General features: G+C 49.5%; 29 protein-coding genes. All 29 read left to right on the forward strand.

Features of this window, described 5'->3' with window-relative positions; all coding sequences use genetic code 11:
• The first annotated feature begins 18 nt into the window (after positions 1-18).
• Positions 19-3,573: a DNA-directed RNA polymerase subunit beta gene (rpoB, locus tag FKP33_RS19325; RefSeq protein ID WP_127608813.1), complete on the forward strand. Its 3,555-nt coding sequence runs from the start codon at positions 19-21 to the stop codon at positions 3,571-3,573.
• Positions 3,574-3,692: 119 nt separating this feature from the next.
• Complete coding sequence (rpoC, locus tag FKP33_RS19330; RefSeq protein ID WP_141336118.1) at positions 3,693-7,316, forward strand: DNA-directed RNA polymerase subunit beta'; 3,624 nt, start codon at positions 3,693-3,695, stop codon at positions 7,314-7,316.
• Between the two features lie 154 nt (positions 7,317-7,470).
• Positions 7,471-7,722 (forward strand): ribosomal L7Ae/L30e/S12e/Gadd45 family protein, encoded by a 252-nt coding sequence (locus FKP33_RS19335; RefSeq protein WP_127608832.1) that lies wholly within the window; start codon positions 7,471-7,473, stop codon positions 7,720-7,722.
• Between the two features lie 133 nt (positions 7,723-7,855).
• On the forward strand, positions 7,856-8,275 hold the full coding sequence (gene rpsL / locus FKP33_RS19340; protein ID WP_054797081.1) for a 30S ribosomal protein S12: 420 nt from the start codon (positions 7,856-7,858) through the stop codon (positions 8,273-8,275).
• Positions 8,276-8,324: 49 nt separating this feature from the next.
• The gene (gene rpsG, locus FKP33_RS19345; protein ID WP_054797082.1) at positions 8,325-8,795 is read left to right on the forward strand and encodes a 30S ribosomal protein S7; all 471 of its coding nucleotides are present in this window, start codon (positions 8,325-8,327) and stop codon (positions 8,793-8,795) included.
• Positions 8,796-8,830: 35 nt separating this feature from the next.
• Entirely contained in the window at positions 8,831-10,906 is a 2,076-nt protein-coding gene (gene fusA, locus FKP33_RS19350; protein ID WP_127608815.1) for an elongation factor G, read from the forward strand.
• 34 nt (positions 10,907-10,940) lie between these two features.
• Positions 10,941-12,131: an elongation factor Tu gene (gene tuf, locus FKP33_RS19355; protein WP_127608816.1), complete on the forward strand. Its 1,191-nt coding sequence runs from the start codon at positions 10,941-10,943 to the stop codon at positions 12,129-12,131.
• A gap of 239 nt (positions 12,132-12,370) precedes the next feature.
• Positions 12,371-12,679 carry a 30S ribosomal protein S10 gene (gene rpsJ, locus FKP33_RS19360; RefSeq protein WP_013921163.1) on the forward strand — a complete coding sequence of 103 codons (309 nt, stop codon included), beginning with the start codon at positions 12,371-12,373 and terminating at the stop codon, positions 12,677-12,679.
• A 51-nt stretch (positions 12,680-12,730) separates the two neighbouring features.
• On the forward strand, positions 12,731-13,357 hold the full coding sequence (gene rplC / locus FKP33_RS19365) for a 50S ribosomal protein L3 (RefSeq protein WP_054797084.1): 627 nt from the start codon (positions 12,731-12,733) through the stop codon (positions 13,355-13,357).
• A 24-nt stretch (positions 13,358-13,381) separates the two neighbouring features.
• Positions 13,382-14,005 (forward strand): 50S ribosomal protein L4, encoded by a 624-nt coding sequence (gene rplD, locus FKP33_RS19370; protein WP_141336119.1) that lies wholly within the window; start codon positions 13,382-13,384, stop codon positions 14,003-14,005.
• On the forward strand, positions 14,005-14,295 hold the full coding sequence (gene rplW / locus FKP33_RS19375; protein ID WP_127608817.1) for a 50S ribosomal protein L23: 291 nt from the start codon (positions 14,005-14,007) through the stop codon (positions 14,293-14,295). The genes rplD and rplW overlap by 1 nt, the downstream gene beginning before the upstream one ends.
• A 32-nt stretch (positions 14,296-14,327) precedes the next feature.
• A complete protein-coding gene (gene rplB / locus FKP33_RS19380; RefSeq protein ID WP_141336120.1) occupies positions 14,328-15,158 on the forward strand; it encodes a 50S ribosomal protein L2 in 831 nt (276 codons plus the stop codon).
• 39 nt (positions 15,159-15,197) lie between these two features.
• Positions 15,198-15,476: a 30S ribosomal protein S19 gene (gene rpsS / locus FKP33_RS19385; protein WP_054799674.1), complete on the forward strand. Its 279-nt coding sequence runs from the start codon at positions 15,198-15,200 to the stop codon at positions 15,474-15,476.
• 48 nt (positions 15,477-15,524) lie between these two features.
• A complete protein-coding gene (gene rplV / locus FKP33_RS19390) occupies positions 15,525-15,860 on the forward strand; it encodes a 50S ribosomal protein L22 (protein WP_054797086.1) in 336 nt (111 codons plus the stop codon).
• Positions 15,861-15,873: 13 nt separating this feature from the next.
• The gene (rpsC, locus tag FKP33_RS19395; RefSeq protein ID WP_054797087.1) at positions 15,874-16,539 is read left to right on the forward strand and encodes a 30S ribosomal protein S3; all 666 of its coding nucleotides are present in this window, start codon (positions 15,874-15,876) and stop codon (positions 16,537-16,539) included.
• A gap of 2 nt (positions 16,540-16,541) precedes the next feature.
• Entirely contained in the window at positions 16,542-16,976 is a 435-nt protein-coding gene (rplP, locus tag FKP33_RS19400; protein ID WP_054797088.1) for a 50S ribosomal protein L16, read from the forward strand.
• On the forward strand, positions 16,966-17,166 hold the full coding sequence (gene rpmC, locus FKP33_RS19405; RefSeq protein WP_013921153.1) for a 50S ribosomal protein L29: 201 nt from the start codon (positions 16,966-16,968) through the stop codon (positions 17,164-17,166). The genes rplP and rpmC overlap by 11 nt, the downstream gene beginning before the upstream one ends.
• A 24-nt stretch (positions 17,167-17,190) precedes the next feature.
• Positions 17,191-17,454 (forward strand): 30S ribosomal protein S17, encoded by a 264-nt coding sequence (gene rpsQ / locus FKP33_RS19410; protein WP_054797089.1) that lies wholly within the window; start codon positions 17,191-17,193, stop codon positions 17,452-17,454.
• 41 nt (positions 17,455-17,495) lie between these two features.
• Positions 17,496-17,864 (forward strand): 50S ribosomal protein L14, encoded by a 369-nt coding sequence (gene rplN / locus FKP33_RS19415; protein ID WP_054797090.1) that lies wholly within the window; start codon positions 17,496-17,498, stop codon positions 17,862-17,864.
• Positions 17,865-17,958: 94 nt separating this feature from the next.
• Entirely contained in the window at positions 17,959-18,312 is a 354-nt protein-coding gene (gene rplX / locus FKP33_RS19420) for a 50S ribosomal protein L24 (RefSeq protein ID WP_218029647.1), read from the forward strand.
• A 32-nt stretch (positions 18,313-18,344) separates the two neighbouring features.
• A complete protein-coding gene (rplE, locus tag FKP33_RS19425; RefSeq protein ID WP_054797111.1) occupies positions 18,345-18,887 on the forward strand; it encodes a 50S ribosomal protein L5 in 543 nt (180 codons plus the stop codon).
• Positions 18,888-18,936: 49 nt separating this feature from the next.
• A complete protein-coding gene (locus FKP33_RS19430) occupies positions 18,937-19,122 on the forward strand; it encodes a type Z 30S ribosomal protein S14 (protein ID WP_113022649.1) in 186 nt (61 codons plus the stop codon).
• Between the two features lie 33 nt (positions 19,123-19,155).
• The gene (rpsH, locus tag FKP33_RS19435; RefSeq protein WP_054797092.1) at positions 19,156-19,554 is read left to right on the forward strand and encodes a 30S ribosomal protein S8; all 399 of its coding nucleotides are present in this window, start codon (positions 19,156-19,158) and stop codon (positions 19,552-19,554) included.
• 31 nt (positions 19,555-19,585) lie between these two features.
• On the forward strand, positions 19,586-20,128 hold the full coding sequence (gene rplF / locus FKP33_RS19440) for a 50S ribosomal protein L6 (protein ID WP_127608819.1): 543 nt from the start codon (positions 19,586-19,588) through the stop codon (positions 20,126-20,128).
• 64 nt (positions 20,129-20,192) lie between these two features.
• Entirely contained in the window at positions 20,193-20,561 is a 369-nt protein-coding gene (rplR, locus tag FKP33_RS19445) for a 50S ribosomal protein L18 (RefSeq protein WP_127608820.1), read from the forward strand.
• Positions 20,562-20,590: 29 nt separating this feature from the next.
• Positions 20,591-21,088 carry a 30S ribosomal protein S5 gene (rpsE, locus tag FKP33_RS19450; protein WP_127608821.1) on the forward strand — a complete coding sequence of 166 codons (498 nt, stop codon included), beginning with the start codon at positions 20,591-20,593 and terminating at the stop codon, positions 21,086-21,088.
• Between the two features lie 10 nt (positions 21,089-21,098).
• Entirely contained in the window at positions 21,099-21,287 is a 189-nt protein-coding gene (rpmD, locus tag FKP33_RS19455) for a 50S ribosomal protein L30 (protein ID WP_127608822.1), read from the forward strand.
• Positions 21,288-21,320: 33 nt separating this feature from the next.
• Positions 21,321-21,761, forward strand: a complete 441-nt coding sequence (gene rplO / locus FKP33_RS19460; protein WP_054797097.1) for a 50S ribosomal protein L15 — start codon at positions 21,321-21,323, stop codon at positions 21,759-21,761.
• Positions 21,761-23,062: a preprotein translocase subunit SecY gene (gene secY, locus FKP33_RS19465; protein ID WP_054799670.1), complete on the forward strand. Its 1,302-nt coding sequence runs from the start codon at positions 21,761-21,763 to the stop codon at positions 23,060-23,062. The genes rplO and secY overlap by 1 nt, the downstream gene beginning before the upstream one ends.
• Positions 23,063-23,128: the final 66 nt, after the last annotated feature.

Consider the following 23,128-nt stretch of genomic DNA (forward strand, 5'->3'; position numbering starts at 1 on the left):
TTGTTCTATTGAGTAGACATGAGGGGTGAATCTAAGTTGGCGGGTCATCTTGTTCAATTAGGTCGACGTAAACGCAGGTCTTACGCTCGGATTCATGAGGTTTTGGAAGTGCCAAACCTTATTGAAATTCAACAAAAATCATATCAATGGTTTTTGGATGAGGGATTGCGCGAAATGTTTCAAGATATTTCCCCGATTCAGGATTTTACGGGGAATTTGGTGTTGGAATTTATCGACTATTCTCTCGGAGAGCCGAAGTATTCGGTGGATGAGTCCAAGGAACGTGATGTGACCTTCGCAGCGCCGCTTCGAGTGAAAGTGCGCCTGATCAACAAAGAAACCGGAGAGGTTAAAGAACAGGAAGTGTTCATGGGAGACTTCCCTCTGATGACCGAAACGGGAACTTTCATTATTAACGGTGCGGAACGGGTTATCGTCAGTCAGCTGGTTCGATCCCCCAGCGTCTATTTCAGCACCAAGGTCGACAAAAACGGGAAGAAAACCTATACGGCTACAGTCATTCCGAACCGCGGCGCATGGCTCGAGCTCGAGACGGATGCCAAGGACATTATTTATGTTCGGATCGATCGTACGCGGAAAATTCCGGTTACCGTATTGCTTCGCGCACTCGGCTTTGGAACGGATGCGGAAATTATCGATTTGCTCGGCGACGATGAATATATTCGCAACACCTTGGATAAAGACAATACGGACTCTACCGACAAGGCTCTGATCGAAATTTATGAGCGTCTTCGTCCGGGTGAGCCGCCTACGCTCGATAACGCCAGAAGCTTGCTGGTCGCGCGTTTCTTCGACCCGAAGCGATACGATCTGGCTAACGTAGGCCGTTACAAAATTAATAAGAAGCTTCATATTAAAAATCGCTTGTTCAATCAGCGTTTAGCTGAAACGCTCGTTGACCCGGGCACAGGCGAAATCATTGCGGAAGCCGGTCAGTTGATCGATCGACGATTGCTCGACACGATTCTTCCATTCCTGGAAGATAGCGTAGGCTTCAAAGAGTACAACATCACGAATGGCGTGGTGGAGAATGATCGAATCCCGCTGCAGTGCATCAATGTTTACTCGCCGATCGAAGACGGCAAAGTCGTGAAAGTGATTGCTAACGGTAAAATCGACAAAACCGTCAAGCACATTACACCTGCCGACATCATTGCGTCTATTAATTACTTTATGGACTTGCTGCATGGAATCGGCAGCACCGACGATATCGACCATCTCGGGAACCGTCGTCTCCGCTCCGTAGGCGAGCTGCTCCAGAACCAATTCCGGATCGGTTTGTCCCGGATGGAGCGTGTCGTTCGTGAACGGATGTCCATTCAAGACGTCAACACGATTACCCCGCAGCAGCTGATCAACATTCGTCCGGTCATTGCGTCGATTAAAGAGTTTTTCGGAAGCTCGCAGTTGTCCCAGTTTATGGACCAAACGAATCCGTTGGCCGAACTGACGCATAAACGGCGCTTATCCGCTCTCGGACCAGGTGGTTTGACCCGTGAGCGCGCAGGCTTTGAAGTCCGCGACGTGCATCACTCCCATTATGGACGGATGTGCCCGATCGAGACGCCAGAGGGTCCGAACATCGGTTTGATCAACTCCTTGTCGACGTTCGCGCGCGTGAATGAGTTTGGATTTATCGAGGCGCCTTATCGTCGCGTCGATCCCAACACGGGAGTCGTTACGGATGAGATTTCGTATTTGACAGCCGATGAAGAGGATAACTACGTTGTCGCTCAGGCGAATGCCGAACTGACCGAAGACGGCAAGTTTGCCAACGATACGGTCATTGTTCGTTACAAAGACGATAACTTGAGAATTGCCAAAGACCGCGTCGACTATATGGACGTTTCTCCGAAACAGGTCGTATCCGTCGCGACGGCGCTCATTCCGTTCTTGGAGAACGATGACTCGAACCGTGCCCTCATGGGATCGAACATGCAGCGTCAGGCCGTACCTTTGCTCATTCCGAAGGCGCCGCTCGTCGGGACGGGAATGGAGCATAAGTCGGCGAAAGATTCCGGTGTATGTATCGTTTCCAAAGTGAACGGGGTTGTAGAGAAGGTTTCCGCCAACGAGATCTGGGTGCGCCGTCAGGAAATTGTAGATGGCCGCGTCGTTAATGGCGATATCATTAAACATAAATTGCATAAATTTTTACGTTCTAACCAAGGGACTTGCATCAACCAACGTCCGATTTGCCATAAAGGCGAGCAAGTCCGTGTCGGCGACATTCTAGCCGACGGGCCTTCGACGGAACAAGGCGAATTGGCGCTTGGCCGCAACGTGGTCGTAGCCTTCATGACATGGGAAGGGTACAACTACGAGGATGCGATTTTGCTGAGCGAACGACTGGTGAAGGAAGATGTGTATACTTCCATTCACATTGAAGAATACGAATCCGAAGCGCGTGATACGAAGCTCGGACCGGAAGAAATTACGCGCGATATCCCGAACGTCGGGGAAGATGCGTTGAAGAACCTTGACGAACGCGGAATTATCCGTGTCGGCGCGGAAATCGCCGCAGGCGATATCCTGGTCGGTAAAGTAACGCCGAAAGGCGTGACCGAGCTGACGGCGGAAGAACGTTTGCTTCATGCGATCTTCGGCGAGAAGGCGCGTGAAGTTCGCGACACGTCCCTCCGCGTGCCGCATGGTACGGATGGTATCGTCGTTGACGTGAAGGTGTTTACCCGCGAGAACGGAGACGAGCTGCCGCCGGGCGTCAATCAACTGGTTCGTGTCTATATTGCCCAAAAACGGAAAATTTCCGAGGGCGATAAGATGGCCGGTCGTCACGGCAACAAAGGTGTCGTTGCCCGCATCTTACCGGAAGAGGACATGCCGTTCCTTCCGGACGGTACGCCTGTTGAAGTTGTTTTGAACCCGCTCGGCGTTCCTTCGCGGATGAACATCGGTCAAGTTCTTGAGGTTCACTTGGGCATGGCTGCGAGATATCTCGGCATCCATACCGCTACGCCTGTATTCGACGGCGCTCGCGAATACGACGTGTTCGATACGATGGAAGAAGCCGGCATGCAGCGCAACGGTAAGACGCTTCTGTTTGACGGCCGCACCGGCGATCCGTTCGAACGGGAAGTTACCGTCGGCGTCATGTATATGATCAAGCTTGCGCACATGGTTGACGATAAAATCCATGCGCGCTCCACAGGTCCATACTCGCTCGTTACGCAACAGCCGCTTGGCGGTAAGGCCCAGTTCGGCGGCCAGCGTTTCGGGGAGATGGAAGTATGGGCGCTTGAGGCCTATGGTGCCGCCTATACGCTGCAGGAAATATTGACCGTTAAATCCGATGACGTCGTCGGCCGCGTGAAAACGTACGAATCGATCGTCAAGGGCGAGAATGTGCCGGAACCTGGCGTACCGGAGTCGTTCAAGGTTTTGATCAAGGAACTTCAAAGCTTGGGGATGGACGTGAAGATTCTCTCCGAGAACGAAGAAGAGATCGAAATGAAAGAAATGGACGACGAAGACGAAGTGACAAGCGACAAGCTGAACTTGAATTTAGAAGGCGCAGAGATGGGTGTAGAGTAAGCTCTGCCAGCAGAATAAGCATTGTGCCTTGGGTGCTAACCGGCATCTAAGGCACATATCGATACGGCGCATGCGTCCGATAGCGTTTTGACAGACAAAACATGGAGGAGGGTTGCTCCTTGATCGACGTCAACAATTTTGAGTTCATGAAAATCGGTTTGGCTTCCCCGGACAAGATCCGTTCGTGGTCCCGCGGCGAAGTGAAGAAGCCGGAGACAATCAACTATAGAACTTTGAAGCCGGAAAAAGAAGGTCTGTTTTGCGAGAAAATTTTCGGACCGACCAAGGACTGGGAATGTCATTGCGGTAAGTACAAACGTGTCCGTTACAAAGGGGTCGTGTGCGATCGCTGCGGCGTTGAAGTGACGCGCCAGAAAGTTCGCCGCGAGCGGATGGGGCATATCGAACTTGCCGCTCCAGTATCGCATATTTGGTACTTCAAAGGTATTCCTAGCCGTATGGGGCTTGCGCTCGATATGTCTCCGCGTTCCTTGGAAGAAATCATTTACTTCGCTTCCTATGTGGTCACCGATCCGGGTGATACGCCGCTGGAGAAAAAACAGCTGTTGTCTGAGAAGGAATACCGCAGCTATCGCGAGAAATACGGCTACGCCTTCCAAGCCGGTATGGGCGCGGAAGCCGTTAAGAAGCTGCTGCAGGATATCGATATCGAGAAAGAAGTCGATATGCTGAAGGAAGAGCTTAAGACGGCCCAAGGTCAACGCCGTAACCGTGCGATTAAGCGTCTTGAAGTCATGGAGGCGTTCCGGAATTCCAAAAATATGCCGGAGTGGATGGTGCTCGACGTACTGCCGGTCATCCCGCCGGAGCTTCGTCCGATGGTTCAGTTGGACGGCGGCCGCTTTGCGACCTCCGACTTGAACGATTTGTATCGCCGCGTGATTAACCGGAACAACCGGTTGAAGCGTCTGCTCGATCTCGGCGCGCCGGACATCATCGTGCAGAACGAGAAACGGATGCTCCAGGAAGCCGTTGACGCTTTGATCGACAACGGCCGCCGCGGCCGTCCGGTAACGGGTCCGGGGAACCGGCCGTTGAAATCCCTCAGTCATATGCTGAAAGGGAAGCAAGGACGTTTCCGTCAAAACCTGCTCGGTAAACGGGTAGACTATTCCGGTCGTTCCGTTATCGTAGTTGGGCCGAGCCTGAAGATGTACCAGTGCGGTCTTCCTAAGGAAATGGCACTTGAATTGTTTAAGCCCTTCGTCATGAAGGAGCTTGTTAATAAAGGTCTTGCGCATAACATCAAGAGCGCGAAGCGCAAAGTGGAACGCGTAAGTCCGGAAGTTTGGGACGTGCTCGAAGAAGTCATTAAAGAGCATCCGGTTCTGTTGAACCGTGCCCCTACCCTTCACCGTTTGGGCATTCAGGCGTTCGAACCGATTCTGGTCGAAGGCCGCGCCATTAAGCTTCACCCGCTCGTCTGTACGGCATACAATGCCGACTTCGACGGCGACCAAATGGCGGTGCACGTGCCGTTGTCGGCGGAAGCGCAGGCCGAAGCCCGCGTACTGATGCTGGCGTCCGGGAACATCTTGAACCCGAAAGACGGTAAGCCGGTTGTTACGCCTTCGCAGGATATGGTTCTCGGAAGCTTCTATCTGACAACGGAGAACAAAAACTCTAAGGGCTCACTAACGATCATTCGTACGGTAGCGGAAGCGGTGTCGATGTATCATCGCGGCGACGCTTCGCTTCATGCCCGTGTTGCGATCCCGGCGAAAGCGCTGGGTAAAACCAGCTTTACGCCAGAGCAGCAGGAAGCGATATTGATTACTACGGTCGGTAAAATCATTTTCAATGAGATTTATCCGAAAGATTTCCCGTATATCAACGAAGCGACGAAAGCGAACTTGTTGAACGGTGTATCCGACAACTATTTCGTGTTCGAGAAGGGCGGAGACATCCGCGCCAAGATGGAAGAGCTGCCGGAGACGAAAGCCGTAGGTAAAGACTACCTCGGTACGATCATCGCAGAATGCTTCCGTCGATATCATACGACCCAAACATCGATCATTCTCGACAATATTAAACAGCTTGGGTTCACGTACTCGACGCGTGCGGGGATTACGATCGCGGTAGCCGACGTTACGGTACCTACCGAGAAGGATCAGATTCTGGCTGAGTCCGACGAGAAAGTCAAAGTCGTGACGAACCAGTACCGCCGCGGTTTGATCACCGATGACGAGCGTTATGACCGTGTCATCGCGATCTGGAGCAAGGCGAAGGACGAAATTACCGATATTCTGATGAAATCGCTCGACAAATACAATTCCATCAACATGATGGTGGAATCCAAAGCACGGGGTAACAAATCGCAGATCACCCAGCTGGGCGGTATGCGCGGTCTGATGGCGAATCCGTCGGGTAAAATCATGGAGTTGCCGATCAAATCGAACTTCCGCGAAGGCCTGACCGTCTTGGAGTACTTTATCTCCACGCACGGAGCGCGTAAAGGTTTGGCGGATACGGCGCTTCGTACGGCGGATTCCGGTTACCTGACGCGTCGTCTAGTCGACGTGGCGCAGGACGTTATCGTTCGCGATGAAGACTGCGGTACGGACAAAGGTTTCATGGTCAGCACGATTCGCGACGGGAAAGAGATCATTGAAGATCTGTACGACCGGATTGAAGGCCGTTATTCCTTTGAAACGGTTCGCCATCCGCAAACCGGCGAAATCCTGGTATCCCGCAATGAGCTGATCGAAGCCTCGATCGCTGATAAAATCATCGCGGCGAACGTAGAACGTATTCAAATTCGTTCCGTACTGAGCTGCCGTTCCAAGCATGGCGTATGTAAAAAATGTTACGGACGCAACCTGGCTACGGGTCAACACGTTGAAATCGGGGAAGCGGTCGGTATTATTGCCGCCCAATCCATCGGCGAACCGGGTACCCAGCTCACGATGCGTACGTTCCATACCGGCGGCGTTGCCGGCGACGATATTACACAAGGTTTGCCACGGATTCAGGAGTTGTTCGAGGCTCGGAATCCGAAGGGGCAAGCGATCATTTCGGAGATCGACGGCGTGGTTAAGGAAATTCGCGAAGCGAAAGACCGCCGCGAGATTGAAGTGCAGGGCGAAGCCGAATCCAAAACGTATGCGGTGCCGTACGGCTCTCGGATTCGCGTGACCGTGAACCAGAACGTAGAAGCCGGCGACGAGCTGACAGAAGGCTCCATCGACCCGAAAGAAATGCTGCGCATCAAAGGGATTCGCGGTGTGCAAAACTATATCCTGCAAGAGGTTCAACGCGTTTACCGGAATCAAGGGGTAGAAATCAACGACAAGCACGTTGAGGTTATGATCCGTCAGATGCTGCGCAAAATTCGCATCGTAGATGCCGGTAATACCACGCTGCTTCCAGGTTCGTTCGTCGATATTCATGAATATGAAGAAGCGAACAAGGTGGCGCTCTTTGCAGGCGAAGAACCGGCTGTAGCCAAACCCGTATTGCTCGGGATTACGAAAGCGTCGCTCGAAACCGACTCCTTCTTGTCGGCCGCATCTTTCCAAGAGACGACTCGCGTACTTACGGACGCTGCCATCAAAGGGAAGGTCGACCAGTTGCTCGGCTTGAAAGAGAACGTCATTATCGGCAAACTGATTCCGGCAGGTACGGGAATGAGCCGTTACCGCAATATTCGGATCACCGATCCGAATGCCGAGCCGGAGGATGAACAGACCGACGAGGCGCCGGAAGCAGTAACTGTTGAATAGAATATGAATTGAAATGCGCCGTTTGCTTTCTTGCCATCTGTAAAAATTGCGAGAAAGCGAGCGGCGATTCTTGACACGATATAAGCGAAGTGCTAATATATCAAAGTGTGCCATTTTACATGCCTCGTCACCTGTCATTCGGAGGGGATTCAACCTGAGTCTCGATAAAGTAAAGCAGGCTGCGAAATTGACAATAGGCACCAAGCAAGCGATGAAGCTGGTGGAGCTAGGAGAGGCCACGGAAGTTTTTATTGCTAAAGATGCAGATCCGCGGATCACGATAAAAATGGTTAACCTCTGCAAGAAAATGGGGGTTAAAGTCACTTACGTGGAATCCATGAATATGTTAGGTAAAGCGTGTGGCATCGAAGTAGGCGCCGCTATGGCGGCTGTAGTGAATGAATAAAGAGCCGACGTTTTTGTTCGGGAAAATGCAACAAACTCCCGGGCAAAAACGTTTCCTATGTTCATTTACGATTCGCCTGGATCTGTGGGCTTGAAAAAACGGAAGAACATTCATTTTGAAGGAGGTGGCCACAATGCCAACAATTAACCAGCTCGTTCGTAAAGGACGCCAAGCGAAAGTAGTTAAATCCAAATCCCCAGCTCTTCAAAGAGGCTTCAACGCTTTGAAAAGAGAGCAAACGGATATCAGCTCCCCTCAAAAACGCGGTGTATGTACTCGTGTAGGTACAATGACACCGAAAAAACCGAACTCCGCACTTCGTAAATATGCGCGTGTTCGTTTGACTAACCGTGTTGAGGTAACAGCTTACATCCCGGGTATCGGACACAACCTGCAAGAGCACAGCGTCGTTCTGATCCGCGGCGGTCGGGTAAAAGACCTTCCAGGGGTACGTTACCACATCGTTCGCGGCGCGCTCGATACTGCAGGCGTGAACAACCGTAAGCAAGCTCGTTCCAAGTACGGCGCGAAACGCCCGAAAGTGAAAAAGTAATTTTTTATTTTAAAAAATCGAATGCACTTTTTGAGAAAGGGGGATAACTATGCCTCGTAAAGGTCCAGTTACTCGCAGAGACGTATTGCCAGATCCGGTATACAACAGCAAATTGGTTACTCGTTTGATCAACCGCATCATGATTGACGGTAAAAGAGGAGTAGCACAATCTATTCTGTACAATGCCTTCAATCTGATTCAAGAGCGTACAGGTAAAGATCCGATGGAAGTGTTTGAACAAGCCATCAAGAACATCATGCCTGTCCTCGAAGTCAAAGCTCGCCGTGTGGGGGGCGCCAACTATCAAGTTCCGATCGAAGTTCGTCCGGAGCGCCGCTCCACTTTGGGACTTCGTTGGCTCGTCAACTACTCCCGTCTTCGCGGTGAGAAGACGATGGAAGAAAGATTGGCTGCCGAAATCATGGATGCCAGCAACAACACTGGTGCTTCCGTGAAAAAACGTGAAGATACGCACAAAATGGCTGAAGCCAACAAAGCGTTCGCACACTATCGTTGGTAAAATACAATTCCTATTTTTAGGAAGGAGACAACCTGATGGCTAGACAGTTCTCCTTGAAAGATACGCGTAACATCGGGATTATGGCGCATATCGATGCTGGTAAGACGACTACAACTGAGCGTATCTTGTTCTATACAGGCCGCGTGCACAAAATCGGTGAAGTTCACGAAGGTGCAGCTACGATGGACTGGATGGAGCAAGAGCAAGAGCGCGGAATCACGATTACTTCCGCTGCTACAACAGCTCAATGGAAAGATCACCGCATCAATATTATCGACACCCCGGGACACGTTGACTTCACAGTTGAGGTTGAGCGTTCCCTCCGCGTATTGGACGGAGCAGTAGGCGTATTCAGTGCCAAAGAAGGCGTTGAGCCGCAATCGGAAACCGTTTGGAGACAAGCGGACCGTTATGGTGTTCCACGGATTGCTTATGTCAATAAAATGGACATCATCGGCGCAGACTTCTTGCAAGTTATCGAATCGATGCGCGCGAAGCTTGGTGCGAACGCAGTTGCTATCCAACTGCCGATCGGTGCCGAGAATGATTTCAAAGGCGTTATCGATTTGATCGAGCGTAGAGCCTATGTGTACAAAGACGATTTGGGTAAAGATCCTATTGAGTCTGATGTACCTGCGGAATACGCAGATAAAGTCGAGGAGCTTCGCTCTGAGCTTGTCGAGAAAGTTGCAGAACTGGACGAAGAGCTTATGATGAAATACCTCGAAGGCGAAGAGCTGACGATCGAAGAAATTAAAGGTGCATTGCGCAAAGGCGTTTGTTCCGTTAGTATCTTCCCGGTCATCTGCGGCTCGTCTTACCGTAACAAAGGCGTTCAAATGATGCTGGATGCAGTTATTGATTACCTGCCGTCTCCACTCGATGTACCGGACATCAAAGGTACGCTGGACGACGGTACGGAAGTTGTTCGCAAATCCTCTGACGATCAACCGTTTGCGGCACTTGCGTTCAAAATCATGACGGATCCGTTTGTCGGTAAATTGACGTTCTTCCGCGTATATTCCGGTGTATTGAACTCCGGTTCCTACGTATTGAACGCAACGAAAGGCAAACGTGAACGGATCGGCCGTATTCTCCAAATGCACGCGAACAGCCGCCAAGAGATCAGCGAAGTTTACTCCGGTGATATCGCAGCTGCCGTTGGCCTGAAGGATACCGTTACCGGCGATACGCTGTGTGATGAGAAAAACCCGGTCGTTCTCGAATCCATGAACTTCCCAGAGCCGGTTATCCAGCTCGCAGTTGAGCCGAAAACAAAAGCCGACCAAGATAAAATGGGCGTTGCTTTGGCCAAGCTCTCCGAGGAAGATCCGACTTTCCGCGCACACACGGACGAAGAAACAGGCCAAACGATTATATCCGGTATGGGTGAGCTTCACCTTGAGATTATCGTTGACCGTATGCTTCGCGAGTTCAAGGTAGAAACTAACGTGGGTAAACCGCAGGTTGCTTACCGTGAAACGTTCCGTCAACCGGCTAGAGTCGAAGGCAAGTTCGTTCGCCAATCCGGTGGCCGTGGTCAATACGGACATTGTTGGGTGGAGTTCGAACCGCTTGAGCCGGGAACTGGCTTCCAGTTCGAAAGCAAAATCGTGGGTGGATCGATTCCTAAGGAATTCGTTGCTCCGATCCAAGCGGGTATTGAAGAGTCTATGAAAAACGGCGTATACGCAGGCTTCCCGCTTGTGGATATCAAAGCTACCGTCGTTGACGGATCTTACCATGACGTCGACTCCTCGGAGATGGCGTTTAAGATTGCCGGTTCGATGGCACTTAAAGCAGCGGCTGAGAAGTGTAAACCGGTATTGCTTGAGCCGATCATGAAAGTCGAAGTTACCGTTCCGGAAGAGTACATGGGCGACGTTATGGGCGACCTGAACTCCCGCCGCGGACGTATCGAAGGTATGGATGCGCGTTTCGGCGCACAAATCATTCGTGCCAAGGTGCCTTTGTCTGAAATGTTCGGTTACTCCACAACTTTGCGTTCCCGTACGCAAGGCCGTGGCGTATACTCGATGGAAATCTCGCACTATGAAGAAGTACCTAAGTCGATTGCGGAAGAAATCGTCGCAAAAAACAAAGGTGCCTAATATAAATCCCATTATCTAAGGAGGCAATCCACTCATGGCAAAAGCGAAATTTGAACGCAATAAGCCGCACGTTAACATTGGTACGATCGGTCACGTTGACCATGGTAAAACAACGTTGACAGCGGCAATCACAACTGTATTGTCAAAAAAATACGGCGGTGCCGCTGTAGCATTTGACCAAATCGATAAAGCTCCAGAAGAGCGCGAGCGCGGTATCACGATCTCCACTGCGCACGTTGAATATGAAACGCCTAACCGCCACTACGCACACGTAGACTGCCCAGGCCACGCCGACTATGTTAAAAACATGATCACCGGCGCAGCACAAATGGACGGCGCGATCCTGGTTGTATCCGCAGCTGACGGCCCTATGCCGCAAACTCGCGAGCACATCCTGTTGTCCCGCCAAGTAGGCGTGCCTTACATCGTCGTATTCTTGAACAAATGCGACATGGTTGAAGACGAAGAGTTGCTTGAACTGGTTGAAATGGAAGTTCGCGACCTTCTTAACGAGTATGAGTTCCCTGGCGACGACACTCCGATCGTTCGCGGCGCAGCTCGTGAAGCTCTTCAAAACCCAGACGGTCCTTGGGCTGACAAAATCGTTGAGCTGTTCGAGCACATCGACACTTACATCCCAACGCCTGAGCGCGATACAGACAAGCCTTTCCTGATGCCGGTAGAGGACGTGTTCACGATCACTGGTCGTGGTACCGTTGCTACAGGTCGTGTAGAGCGCGGTGTAATTAAAGTCGGCGATGAGGTCGAAATCATCGGTCTTCAAGAAGACACTCGCAAATCCGTTGTTACGGGCGTAGAGATGTTCCGTAAATTGCTTGATTCCGCACAAGCTGGCGACAACGTTGGCGCATTGCTTCGCGGTGTAGACCGTAAAGATATCGAGCGTGGTCAAGTATTGGCTAAACCGGGTTCGGTTAAGCCTCACACGAACTTCACGGCTCAAATCTACGTTCTGACTAAAGAAGAGGGTGGCCGTCACAAGCCTTTCTTCACAGGTTACCGTCCGCAGTTCTACTTCCGTACAACTGACGTTACGGGTATCATCAACTTGCCGGAAGGCACAGAGATGGTTATGCCTGGCGACAACATCACGGTAACGGTTGAGCTGATCTCGCCAATCGCTATCGAAGAAGGTACTCGCTTCGCAATTCGCGAAGGCGGCCGTACAGTTGGCGCCGGTGCCGTTGCTTCCATCCAAAAATAATTGCAGTTTCCAATCCCTTCATCTAAATAGATGAAGGGATTATTTATTTTTAGGCAAAAGTCGCTTTTCTTCTTGCTTTTTGTTTCAATATTTAATATAATAGTGAACGTTGGTCTGTGACGTTGCGATGATGTGAGAGGTTGCTGACACACCCGGCTCCTTTGCCATAGGGGCGGTCGTCAGGAGATTTTCACGGAGTATGTCCGATACTAAATTGGGCGATAGAAGGAGGGAATACTATGGCAAAGCAAAAGATTCGTATTCGTTTGAAGGCTTATGATCACAGAGTTTTGGATCAATCCGCTGAGAAAATTGTGGACACAGCCAAGCGTTCCGGTGCTGGAGTGTCTGGTCCGATTCCGCTTCCAACCGAGAAGCAAATCATCACGATCTTGCGCGCGGTACACAAGTACAAAGATTCGCGCGAGCAATTCGAAATGCGTACGCATAAGCGTTTGATCGATATCGTCAATCCGACGCCGCAAACCGTTGATGCGTTGATGCGTTTGGATCTGCCGTCCGGTGTGGACATCGAAATCAAACTGTAATATACACATTGTGGATAAACTTAAAGCAAGAGAGGAAAAGAGGTGTCAACGATGACTAAAGGTATCTTAGGTAAGAAACTTGGGATGACTCAAGTGTTTACTCCCGAAGGATTGGTTGTACCGGTTACCGTAATCCAGGCAGGTCCTTGCACCGTGCTGCAAAAGAAAGATGCGGAGAATGACGGTTACGAAGCCATCCAAATCGGTTTTGAAGAGAAGAAAGAACACAGAGCGAATAAACCGGAGTTGGGCCATGCGAAGAAAGCTGGAGCAACACCTAAGCGCTACATTAAAGAGATTCGCGGTATTGAGATTGCTGGTTATGAAGTTGGCCAGGAAATCAAAGCCGATCTATTCTCCGAAGGCGAATTCGTTGATGTAACTGGAACATCCAAAGGTAAAGGGTTCCAAGGTAATATCAAAAGACATAACCAATCCAGAGGTCCAATGGCTCACGGTTCCCGTTATCACCGCGGTCCTGGTTCCATGGGTTCGATCCAAGCTAACCGTGTTCCGAAGGGTAAAAACCTGCCAGGACATATGGGTACGGAAACTGTAACTATCCAGAAGCTTGAAGTGGTTAAAGTCGATGCTGAGCGTAACGTGCTCTTGATTAAAGGCTCCATTCCGGGTCCTAAAAATAGCTTCGTAACCGTTAAATCTACGGTGAAGAAGTAAGAAAGCAAGAAAGGAGGATAACAAATGCCAAAAGTAGCAGTATTTAATGTTAGTGGTTCGCAAGTTGGCGAATTGGAATTGGCGGATAGCGTGTTTGGTATCGAACCGCATGCTTACGCGTTAAACCAGGCGGTGCTTTTGCAACGCGCTTCGCTTCGCATGGGAACTCATAAAGTTAAAGGGCGTTCCGAAGTTCGCGGCGGCGGTCGTAAGCCTTGGAAACAAAAAGGTACGGGTCGTGCGCGTCAAGGTAGTATCCGCTCTCCGCAATGGAAAGGCGGCGGCGTCGTTTTCGGACCGACACCTCGCAGCTATTCGTTCAAATTGCCAAAGAAAGTACGTCGCTTGGCGATTAAATCCGCGTTGTCTTCCAAGGTGCTGGCAAGTGAGATTATCGTATTGGATCAGCTTCAATTGGCAGCTCCAAAAACGAAAGATTTCGCAGCGATCTTGAACAACTTGAAAGTAGAACGTAAGGCTTTGGTCGTAACGGCAGCTTATGACGAGAACGTAGCGTTGTCCGCGCGTAATATCCCAGGCGTGAAGTTTGTCTCGGCTGAAGGTATTAATGTGCTTGACGTTATGGTGTACGACAAGCTGATCATTACGAAAGATGCGGTGCAAAAAGTAGAGGAGGTGTTTGCGTAATGAAAAACCCTCGCGATATTATTAAGCGCCCGATCATTACTGAACGTACCAGCGAAATGATGGCTGAGAAGAAATATGTGTTCGAGGTTGATATCCGTTCCAACAAAACGGAAGTCAAACAAGCGATCGAGCAAATTTTCAAAGTGAAAGTAACCAATGTAAATACATTGAGAATGCCGGCTAAGCCTAAGCGTTACGGTCGTTACTCCGGATATACGTCCGAGTGGAAAAAAGCGATTGTTACTCTTACGCCAGACAGCAAAGAACTCGAATTTTTCGAGTCCGTCTAAAGCATAATTTTTGAAGTAAGGAGGGAATCCACGTGCCAATCAAAAAATATAAGCCTACGTCCCCGGCCAGACGTGCGATGTCGGTTTCGACATTCGAAGAAATCACAACATCGACGCCGGAGAAATCGCTTTTGGCTCCTCTGAGCAAAAAAGCGGGTCGTAACAACCAAGGTAAAATTACGGTTCGTCACCAAGGCGGCGGACATAAGCGTAAATACCGCATTATCGATTTCAAACGGAATAAAGATGGAATACCCGGTCGCGTTGCTACAATCGAGTATGATCCGAACCGTTCCGCTAACATCGCGCTGATCCATTACGTGGATGGCGAAAAACGCTACATCATCGCTCCTAAAGGCTTGAAAGTGGGCGACCAAGTCGTATCCGGTCCGGATGCAGACATCAAGGTAGGTAACGCGCTTCCGCTCGAGAATATCCCGGTCGGTACGGTTATCCACAATATTGAGTTGAAACCTGGCAAAGGCGGCCAATTGGTTCGCGCTGCCGGTACAGAAGCTCAGTTGCTCGGTAAAGAAGATCAATACGTAACGATTCGTTTGTCTTCCGGCGAAATGAGAAAAATCCTCAAAGTTTGCCGCGCAACGGTCGGTTCCGTAGGTAACGAAGATTACGAACTTGTCAAAATCGGTAAAGCAGGACGTTCCCGTTGGCTCGGTCAAAGACCGGAAGTTCGCGGTTCCGTCATGAACCCGAACGATCACCCGCACGGTGGTGGTGAAGGCCGCTCCCCGATCGGTCGTAAATCTCCAATGTCTCCATGGGGCAAACCGACGCTCGGATACAAAACACGGAAGAAAAACAAAGCTTCCAACCAATACATTGTACGTCGCCGTACGAAGTAATAGACTTACCGTTTGGCTTAAAGAAGGGAGGAACGAAGCATGGGTCGCAGTTTGAAAAAAGGGCCGTTTATCGATGGCTATCTTTTGAAGAAAGTGGAAGACATGAATGCAGCAACCAAGAAACAAGTGATCAAAACTTGGTCCCGCCGCTCCACTATTTTCCCGCAATTCATCGGACACACATTTGCCGTTTATGACGGTAGAAAGCATGTTCCGGTTTATGTAACGGAAGATATGGTAGGACATAAGCTTGGTGAATTCGCGCCAACCCGTACGTACAAAGGTCACGACGACGATAAGAAAACGGGTAAACGCTAAGATTGAACGTGACATAGATTCAGTTTGTGAACGAGAGGAGGTACATCCATGCAACAAGCTAAAGCCATTGCAAGATACGTACGCATTGCTCCCCGTAAAGCTCAGCTCGTGGTTGACTTGATCCGCGGCAAGCAAGTGGGCGAAGCGATTGCAATTTTGCGTCATACGCCTAAGTCGGCATCTCCGATCATCGAGAAGCTGCTGAACTCGGCCGTTGCGAATGCGGAGCATAACTACTCCCTGGATCCTAACAGCCTGGTGATTTCCCAAGTGTTTGTCGATCAAGGACCGACTTTGAAGAGATTCCGTCCTCGCGCTATGGGTCGTGCGAGCCGCATCAATAAACGTACCAGCCACATTACATTAGTGGTATCTGAGAAATAAGGAGGGACAACGTGTGGGCCAAAAAGTAAACCCGGTAGGACTTAGAATCGGTATTATTCGCGATTGGGAGTCCAAATGGTATGCCGGCAAAGATTTCGGCGATTTGTTGATGGAAGACGTTAAAATTCGCGAATATTTGAAGCAAAAATTGAAAGAATCCGCCGTTTCCCGCATCGAAATCGAGCGTGCGGCTAACCGCGTGAACGTTACGATTCATACGGCGAAACCAGGTATGGTTATCGGTAAAGGCGGTTCCGAAGTAGAAGTGATCCGCGCCTACCTGTCCAAGCTGACGAACGGCAAGAAAGTACACATCAATATCAGTGAAGTAAAATCCCCTGACCTGGATGCGATTCTGGTCGCTGAGAGCATTGCACAACAATTGGAGCGTCGCGTATCGTTCCGTCGTGCGTTGAAACAAGCGATTCAAAGATCGATGAGATCCGGCGCTAAAGGGATTAAAACATCGGTTAGCGGTCGTTTGGGCGGAGCGGAAATCGCCAGAACGGAAGGCTACAGCGAAGGTACGGTGCCGCTGCACACGCTGCGTGCGGACATCGACTACGGAACGGCTGAAGCTCACACCACGTACGGACGGATCGGCGTAAAAGTTTGGATCTATCGTGGCGAAGTTCTTCCAACGGCTAAGAAAAAGGCTGCTACGGAAGGAGGCAACTAATCATGTTAGTTCCTAAACGTGTAAAACACCGCAAAGAGCACCGCGGCAGCATGAGCGGTCGCGCAAAAGGCGGTCAGGAAGTACATTTCGGCGAATACGGTTTGCAAGCTGTGGAACCGGCTTGGGTAACCAACCGTCAAATCGAAGCTGCCCGTATCGCGATGACTCGTTATATTAAGCGGGGCGGTAAAGTTTGGATCAAAATTTTCCCTTCCAAACCGATTACCCAAAAGCCGCTTGAAGTTCGGATGGGTAGCGGTAAAGGTAACGTAGAGAAATGGGTTGCAGTCGTAAAACCAGGTAAAGTTCTGTTCGAACTTGCCGGCGTTAGCGAAGAAATCGCCCGTGAAGCTATGCGTCTCGCCTCTCACAAGCTGCCGATCAAGACGAAGTTTGTGAAAAGAGAAGAACTGGGTGGTGAAGCAAATGAAAGCTAGTGAATTTCGCAACTTAACCACTGCTGAGATCGAACAAAAGATTGCCGGATTTAAAGAGCAACTCTTTAACCTCCGTTTTCAACTGGCTACAGGTCAACTGGATAATCCCGTACAGATTCAAAAAGTACGCAAAGAGATTGCTCGGGCAAAGACTGTTTTGCGTGAAAGAGAATTGGGAATCACTAGTTAATGAATTTGAGAGGAGGATCTCGCAATGGCTGAACGCAACGAGCGTAAAACGCAAGTGGGCAAAGTCGTGAGCGACAAAATGGATAAAACCATCGTTGTTGCTGTAGAAACTTACAAAAAACACGATTTGTATCACAAGCGCATTAAATATACGAAAAAGTTCAAAGCGCATGATGAGAACAACGAAGCTAAAATCGGCGATGTTGTAAAAATCATGGAAACTCGTCCGCTCTCCAAGGATAAACGTTGGAGATTGGTTGAAGTGGTTGAAAAAGCGGTTATCGTTTAATATATGCATCTGGCATCAATTCCGGAAGGAGGGAATACACAATGATTCAACCATTTACTCGATTGAACGTAGCTGACAACTCTGGTGCGAAGTCGCTGATGTGTATCCGTGTGTTGGGTGGTACGGGTCGTCGTACAGCTAACATTGGCGATTTGATCATCTGCTCGGTGAAAGAAGCAACACCAGGCGGCGTTGTCAAAAAGGGTGACGTTGTTAAAGCTGTAGTGGTACGCACGAGACGCGGTGCTCGTCGTAAGGACGGATCCTACATCAGCTTTGACGAGAATGCAGCGGTTATCGTAAAAGAAGATAAGAGCCCGCGCGGCACACGTATCTTTGGACCGGTAGCTCGTGAACTTCGTGACAGAGACTTCATGAAAATCGTTTCTCTGGCGCCTGAAGTTATCTAATTGATCGAAACAGATGCTGGCTTTCAATCGAAAGCCTAAGATTTTTCTTACGAAGCGGTTTTCTAACGAAAGCCTGTAGGAGGTGTAAATCCAAATGCCAAAACAACCGAAAAAACTCGAGTCCCACAACAATAAATTGCACGTCAAGAAAGACGACACGGTTTTTGTTATCACAGGTAAAGACAAAGGGAAGAAAGGCCGCGTAATCGCAGCTTACCCGCGTCAAAACCGCGTGCTGGTCGAGGGCGTAAACATGATCAAGAAACATGCGAAACCTTCGCAAGCAAATCCGCAAGGCGGAATTCTTACGCAAGAGGCTCCAATTCACGTTTCCAACGTGATGCTGGTTGATCCGAAAAGCGGCCAACCGACTCGTATTGGTTACAAAGTATTGGATAGCGGTAAAAAAGTTCGCGTTGCGAAAAAATCCGGCGAGATTATCGATTAATTGAGAAGGTAAGAAAGGAGGTACACAAACTCATGGCAGCAAGAATGAAAGATCGTTTTCTGAACGAAGTTACACCAGCGTTGATCCAAAAGTTCAACTACACCACGGTTATGCAAGTTCCGAAAATCGAGAAAGTGGTTATCAACATGGGTGTGGGCGAAGCGGTTTCCAACTCCAAAGTGCTTGATACCGCCGTTTCCGATCTTCAGTTGATCGCCGGTCAAAAACCGGTTATCACAAGAGCGAAAAAATCCATCGCAGGCTTTAAACTGCGTGAAAATATGCCAATCGGCGTGAAAGTAACGCTGCGCGGCGAGCGTATGTATCACTTCCTGGACAAACTGTTCAACGTGGCCCTTCCGCGCGTACGTGACTTCCGCGGCGTATCCACGAAAGCTTTCGACGGCCGCGGTAACTACACGCTTGGCTTGAAAGAGCAGCTCATTTTCCCTGAAGTTGAGTATGACAAAGTGGACAAAGTCCGCGGTATGGACATCGTAATCGTCACAACGGCGAAAACAGACGAAGAATCCCGCGAATTGCTGACGCAGCTCGGCATGCCGTTCGCGAAATAATTAGCTTACGATACGGGTTTCACTGGAACCTATGGAGGTGTTAACGAGAGTGGCAAAAACTTCGATGAAGATTAAGCAGCAGCGTGCTCCGAAATTTAAAGTGCAGGCATATACGCGCTGCGAACGCTGCGGTCGTCCCCATTCGGTATTGCGTAAATTCAAAATTTGCAGAATTTGCTTCCGCGAATTGGCATACAAAGGTCAAATTCCTGGCGTTAAAAAAGCAAGCTGGTAAAACTCAAAGTTTCGGGAAGGAGGTTTACAACACATGGTTATGTCCGATCCAATTGCAGATATGCTTACACGCATTCGCAACGCTAACGTTGTTCGTCATGAGACTGTGGAAATTCCGGCTTCGAAGATCAAGCGCGAGATCGCTGAGATCCTCAAGAAGGAAGGCTTCATCCGTGACGCTGAATATATCGAAGACAGCAAGCAAGGTATCATTCGCTTGTTCCTGAAATACGGCTCCAACAATGAGCGTGTTATCACAGGATTGAAAAGAATCAGCAAACCAGGTCTTCGCGTTTATGCGAAAAGCCAAGAAGTACCTCGCGTACTGGGCGGCCTCGGCATCGCGATTCTCTCGACGTCCAAGGGCGTTATGACAGATAAAGAAGCTCGTCAATCGAAAGCTGGCGGAGAGGTTATCTGCTACGTTTGGTAATATCGATTTTTAAAGAACGGAGGTGCACAACATGTCCCGTATTGGTCGCAAACCAATCACGATCCCTAGCGGAGTTAACGTAACACTTGACAACACATTGATTACGGTTAAAGGACCGAAAGGAACTTTGAGCCGTGAACTGCACAAAGATATGAAAGTAAGTGTTCAAGAAGACGTCATCAACGTAGAGCGTCCTTCTGACAATAAATTGCATCGCTCCCTTCATGGTACGACGCGCAGCGTCGTTCAGAACATGGTGAGCGGGGTAACTGACGGTTTCGTCAAAAATCTCGATCTCGTTGGCGTAGGTTACCGTGCGAACAAATCCGGCAACAAGCTGGTTTTGAACGTTGGTTACTCTCACCCGGTTGAAATCGAGCCGGCAACTGGCATTGAGTTCGAAGTGCCAACCAACACGAAAATCATCGTAAGAGGAATCGATAAAGAGCTGGTCGGTGCTACCGCAGCTAAAATCCGTTCCGTACGTGAACCTGAGCCGTATAAAGGCAAAGGAATTAAGTACGAAGGCGAACGTATTCTTCGTAAAGAAGGTAAAGCCGGTAAGAAGAAATAAGGCAGCTTAAGAGTCTAAGCTGAACCGATTGCTTCGACATCGATCTCGAAAGGAGTGACCTCGAATGATTACTAAAAGCGACAAGAACAAAGCGCGTTTGAAAAGACATCTTCGCGTTCGTAAGAAAATTCAAGGAACGGCTGAGCGCCCGCGCCTCAACATTTTCCGTTCTTCCAAGCATATGTACGCTCAATTGATCGACGATGTGAAGGGCGTAACAATCGCTGCTGCTTCCACACAAGATAAAGAGCTGAAAGAAGGCCTCGGCAACGGCGGCAACGTAGACGCAGCAGCTAAAGTCGGTTCTTTAATCGCAGAACGTGCGAAAAAAGCCGGCGTTGTGAAGGTCGTTTTCGACCGCGGCGGATACTTGTACCATGGTCGTGTTAAAGCACTTGCAGACGCTGCTCGCGAAGCAGGTCTTGAATTCTAAACCAATCTACACATAAGGAGGTAAAAGACTTGCGTATTGATCCCAATACTTTAGAGCTGACTGAAAAAGTCGTTCACATTAACCGCGTTGCTAAAGTTGTAAAAGGCGGTCGTCGTTTTAGCTTTAGCGCACTTGTTGTTGTGGGCGATGGCAAAGGTTGGGTAGGCGCTGGAATCGGTAAAGCTTCCGAGGTACCTGATGCGATTCGTAAAGGTATCGAAGATGCTAAGAAAAACCTGATCCATGTTCCTATCGTCGGAACAACAATTCCTCACCTGGTGACCGGACATTTTGGCGCGGGTAGAGTTCTTTTGAAACCTGCTTCCAAAGGTACAGGAGTTATTGCAGGCGGTCCGGTTCGTGCGGTGCTTGAGCTGGCGGGCGTAGGCGACATCTTGACGAAGTCGCTTGGATCCTCGAACTCCATCAACATGGTTAACGCTACACTGGAAGGCTTAGAGCGCCTGAAGCGTGCGGAAGATGTTGCTAAGCTTCGCGGTAAAACCGTAGAAGAACTTTTAGGTTAGGAGGGATACCATGGCTAAGCAATTGCAAATTACCCTCAAACGCAGTCTGATCGGCCGTCCTGAGACACAACGTCGTACGGTTACGGCACTTGGACTTCGCAAACTTCATCAATCGGTAACACAAGCAGACAATGCGGCAATCCGCGGTATGGTCAGCCAAGTGAATCACCTGGTCGAAGTTAAAGAAATCGAAGCTTAAGATTTGAACATATAGCTAGAGGAGGTGCAAACGATGAAATTGCATGAACTTACTTCTGTCCCTGGTTCCCGTCAATCCCGTAAGCGTGTAGGCCGCGGTATCGGTAGCGGCATGGGTAAAACGTCAACTCGCGGTCATAAGGGTCAAAATGCTCGTTCCGGCGGCGGTGTTCGTCCTGGTTTCGAGGGCGGTCAAAACCCGCTTTATCGTCGCTTGCCAAAACGTGGATTTACCAACCAGTTCCGCAAAGAGTATGCAACTGTAAACGTTGAGGACTTGAACAAGTTCGCAAGCGGTACGGAAGTCACTCCTGAGCTTTTGATGGAATCCGGCGTTGTTAAAAACCCGTTGAGCGGCATCAAAATTTTAGGAAACGGCGAAATCACGGTTCAACTGAATGTAAAGGCGAGCAAATTCTCCCAATCTGCGGTAGAGAAAATTACAGCTGCCGGCGGTAAAACCGAGGTGATTTAATGTTCCGTACCATATCCAATATTATGAAAGTAGACGATCTGAGGAAACGGATCCTGTTCACGCTGCTTGTGTTGATCGTCTACAGAATTGGTGCTTTTATTCCGGTACCTAACATCAACACAGAGATTCTAAAGCTTCAAGATCAAGCCAGCACGAGTGGAGTGTTCGCGTTGTTGAACACTTTCTCCGGTGGTGCGCTGTTCCAATTTTCGATCTTCGCGATGACGATTACACCGTATATTACGGCATCGATCATCGTTCAGCTGTTGTCGATGGACGTCATCCCGACGTTCACCCAATGGGCCAAAGAAGGCGAAGTGGGCCGCAAGAAGCTTAGTCAAATTACCCGTTACGGGACCATCGTGTTAGGGCTTATACAAGCATTTAGTTTTGCGATCGGTTTTAACCGGCTTTACACGGGTCTGGTTATTAACCCGAATTTCACGACATATGCTTTAATCGCCATCGTGCTCACGGCTGGTACAGCATTTCTGATGTGGTTAGGGGAACAAATCACCGAAAATGGCATTGGAAATGGTATTTCCATTATCATCTTCGCGGGTATTGTCGCTGCGATTCCGACAGGTATCGGTCAAATTTACCAAACGCAATTTGCCGATGCCGGAGATGCGCTGTTCCTTAATATTCTTAAGGTGCTGATCATTCTCATCGTCGTTATCGCGTTGATTGCCGGTGTCATTTTCGTTCAGCAAGGAGTTCGTAAGATCCCTGTTCAATACGCTAAACGCGTAGTCGGACGTAAAATGTTCGGCGGACAATCCACGCACATTCCGCTTAAAGTGAATGCTGCGGGCGTTATTCCCGTCATCTTCGCGTTGTCGCTGCTCGTTTTCCCTCCAACCATTGCAAGCTTTTGGAGAGGGAATGGCGTCGCGGAATGGATCATTACAAACTTGAGCCATACGGCACCTCTCGGCATGGTACTGTACGTTCTGCTGATTATCGGCTTTACGTACTTCTACACGTTCGTGCAGTTTAACCCTGTACAAATGGCCGAGCAGATGAAAAAGAACGGCGGATACATTCCAGGCATTCGCCCGGGGAAAAACACGGAAGTGTACTTTACCCGAGTGATGACTCGAATCACCCTTTCCGGTGCGTTGTTCTTGGCCGCGGTATCGATTATTCCGATGATTTTCGCCGCAATCGCCGGTTTGCCGCAGTCGGTTCAAATTGGCGGTACTTCCTTACTTATCGTAGTCGGTGTAGGTTTGGAAACGATGAAAACCATCGAAAGCCAATTGATCAAACGCCATTACAAAGGCTTCATTAATAAATAGCAAATAGGTTCTGATAGTGAACTCATATAATACCTATGACGCTGACGAACCAACGTTCATCGGCGT

It is taken from the genome of Paenibacillus sp. tmac-D7, assembly GCF_006519665.1.
Classification (GTDB): domain Bacteria; phylum Bacillota; class Bacilli; order Paenibacillales; family NBRC-103111; genus Paenibacillus_G; species Paenibacillus_G validus.

Coding starts and splice junctions, on each gene's coding strand:
- rplR (WP_127608820.1), top strand. CDS start 20,193: ATGATTACTAAAAGCGACAAGAACAAAGCGCGTTTGAAAAGACATCTT.
- rpsJ (WP_013921163.1), top strand. CDS start 12,371: ATGGCAAAGCAAAAGATTCGTATTCGTTTGAAGGCTTATGATCACAGA.
- rplD (WP_141336119.1), top strand. CDS start 13,382: ATGCCAAAAGTAGCAGTATTTAATGTTAGTGGTTCGCAAGTTGGCGAA.
- rpsH (WP_054797092.1), top strand. CDS start 19,156: ATGGTTATGTCCGATCCAATTGCAGATATGCTTACACGCATTCGCAAC.
- rpoB (WP_127608813.1), top strand. CDS start 19: ATGAGGGGTGAATCTAAGTTGGCGGGTCATCTTGTTCAATTAGGTCGA.
- rpmD (WP_127608822.1), top strand. CDS start 21,099: ATGGCTAAGCAATTGCAAATTACCCTCAAACGCAGTCTGATCGGCCGT.
- rplF (WP_127608819.1), top strand. CDS start 19,586: ATGTCCCGTATTGGTCGCAAACCAATCACGATCCCTAGCGGAGTTAAC.
- rpsS (WP_054799674.1), top strand. CDS start 15,198: ATGGGTCGCAGTTTGAAAAAAGGGCCGTTTATCGATGGCTATCTTTTG.
- fusA (WP_127608815.1), top strand. CDS start 8,831: ATGGCTAGACAGTTCTCCTTGAAAGATACGCGTAACATCGGGATTATG.
- rplE (WP_054797111.1), top strand. CDS start 18,345: ATGGCAGCAAGAATGAAAGATCGTTTTCTGAACGAAGTTACACCAGCG.
- rpmC (WP_013921153.1), top strand. CDS start 16,966: ATGAAAGCTAGTGAATTTCGCAACTTAACCACTGCTGAGATCGAACAA.
- rplW (WP_127608817.1), top strand. CDS start 14,005: ATGAAAAACCCTCGCGATATTATTAAGCGCCCGATCATTACTGAACGT.
- rplO (WP_054797097.1), top strand. CDS start 21,321: ATGAAATTGCATGAACTTACTTCTGTCCCTGGTTCCCGTCAATCCCGT.
- rplC (WP_054797084.1), top strand. CDS start 12,731: ATGACTAAAGGTATCTTAGGTAAGAAACTTGGGATGACTCAAGTGTTT.
- rpsG (WP_054797082.1), top strand. CDS start 8,325: ATGCCTCGTAAAGGTCCAGTTACTCGCAGAGACGTATTGCCAGATCCG.
- rplN (WP_054797090.1), top strand. CDS start 17,496: ATGATTCAACCATTTACTCGATTGAACGTAGCTGACAACTCTGGTGCG.
- rpsL (WP_054797081.1), top strand. CDS start 7,856: ATGCCAACAATTAACCAGCTCGTTCGTAAAGGACGCCAAGCGAAAGTA.
- rplV (WP_054797086.1), top strand. CDS start 15,525: ATGCAACAAGCTAAAGCCATTGCAAGATACGTACGCATTGCTCCCCGT.
- rplP (WP_054797088.1), top strand. CDS start 16,542: ATGTTAGTTCCTAAACGTGTAAAACACCGCAAAGAGCACCGCGGCAGC.
- tuf (WP_127608816.1), top strand. CDS start 10,941: ATGGCAAAAGCGAAATTTGAACGCAATAAGCCGCACGTTAACATTGGT.
- rplX (WP_218029647.1), top strand. CDS start 17,959: ATGCCAAAACAACCGAAAAAACTCGAGTCCCACAACAATAAATTGCAC.
- secY (WP_054799670.1), top strand. CDS start 21,761: ATGTTCCGTACCATATCCAATATTATGAAAGTAGACGATCTGAGGAAA.
- rpsQ (WP_054797089.1), top strand. CDS start 17,191: ATGGCTGAACGCAACGAGCGTAAAACGCAAGTGGGCAAAGTCGTGAGC.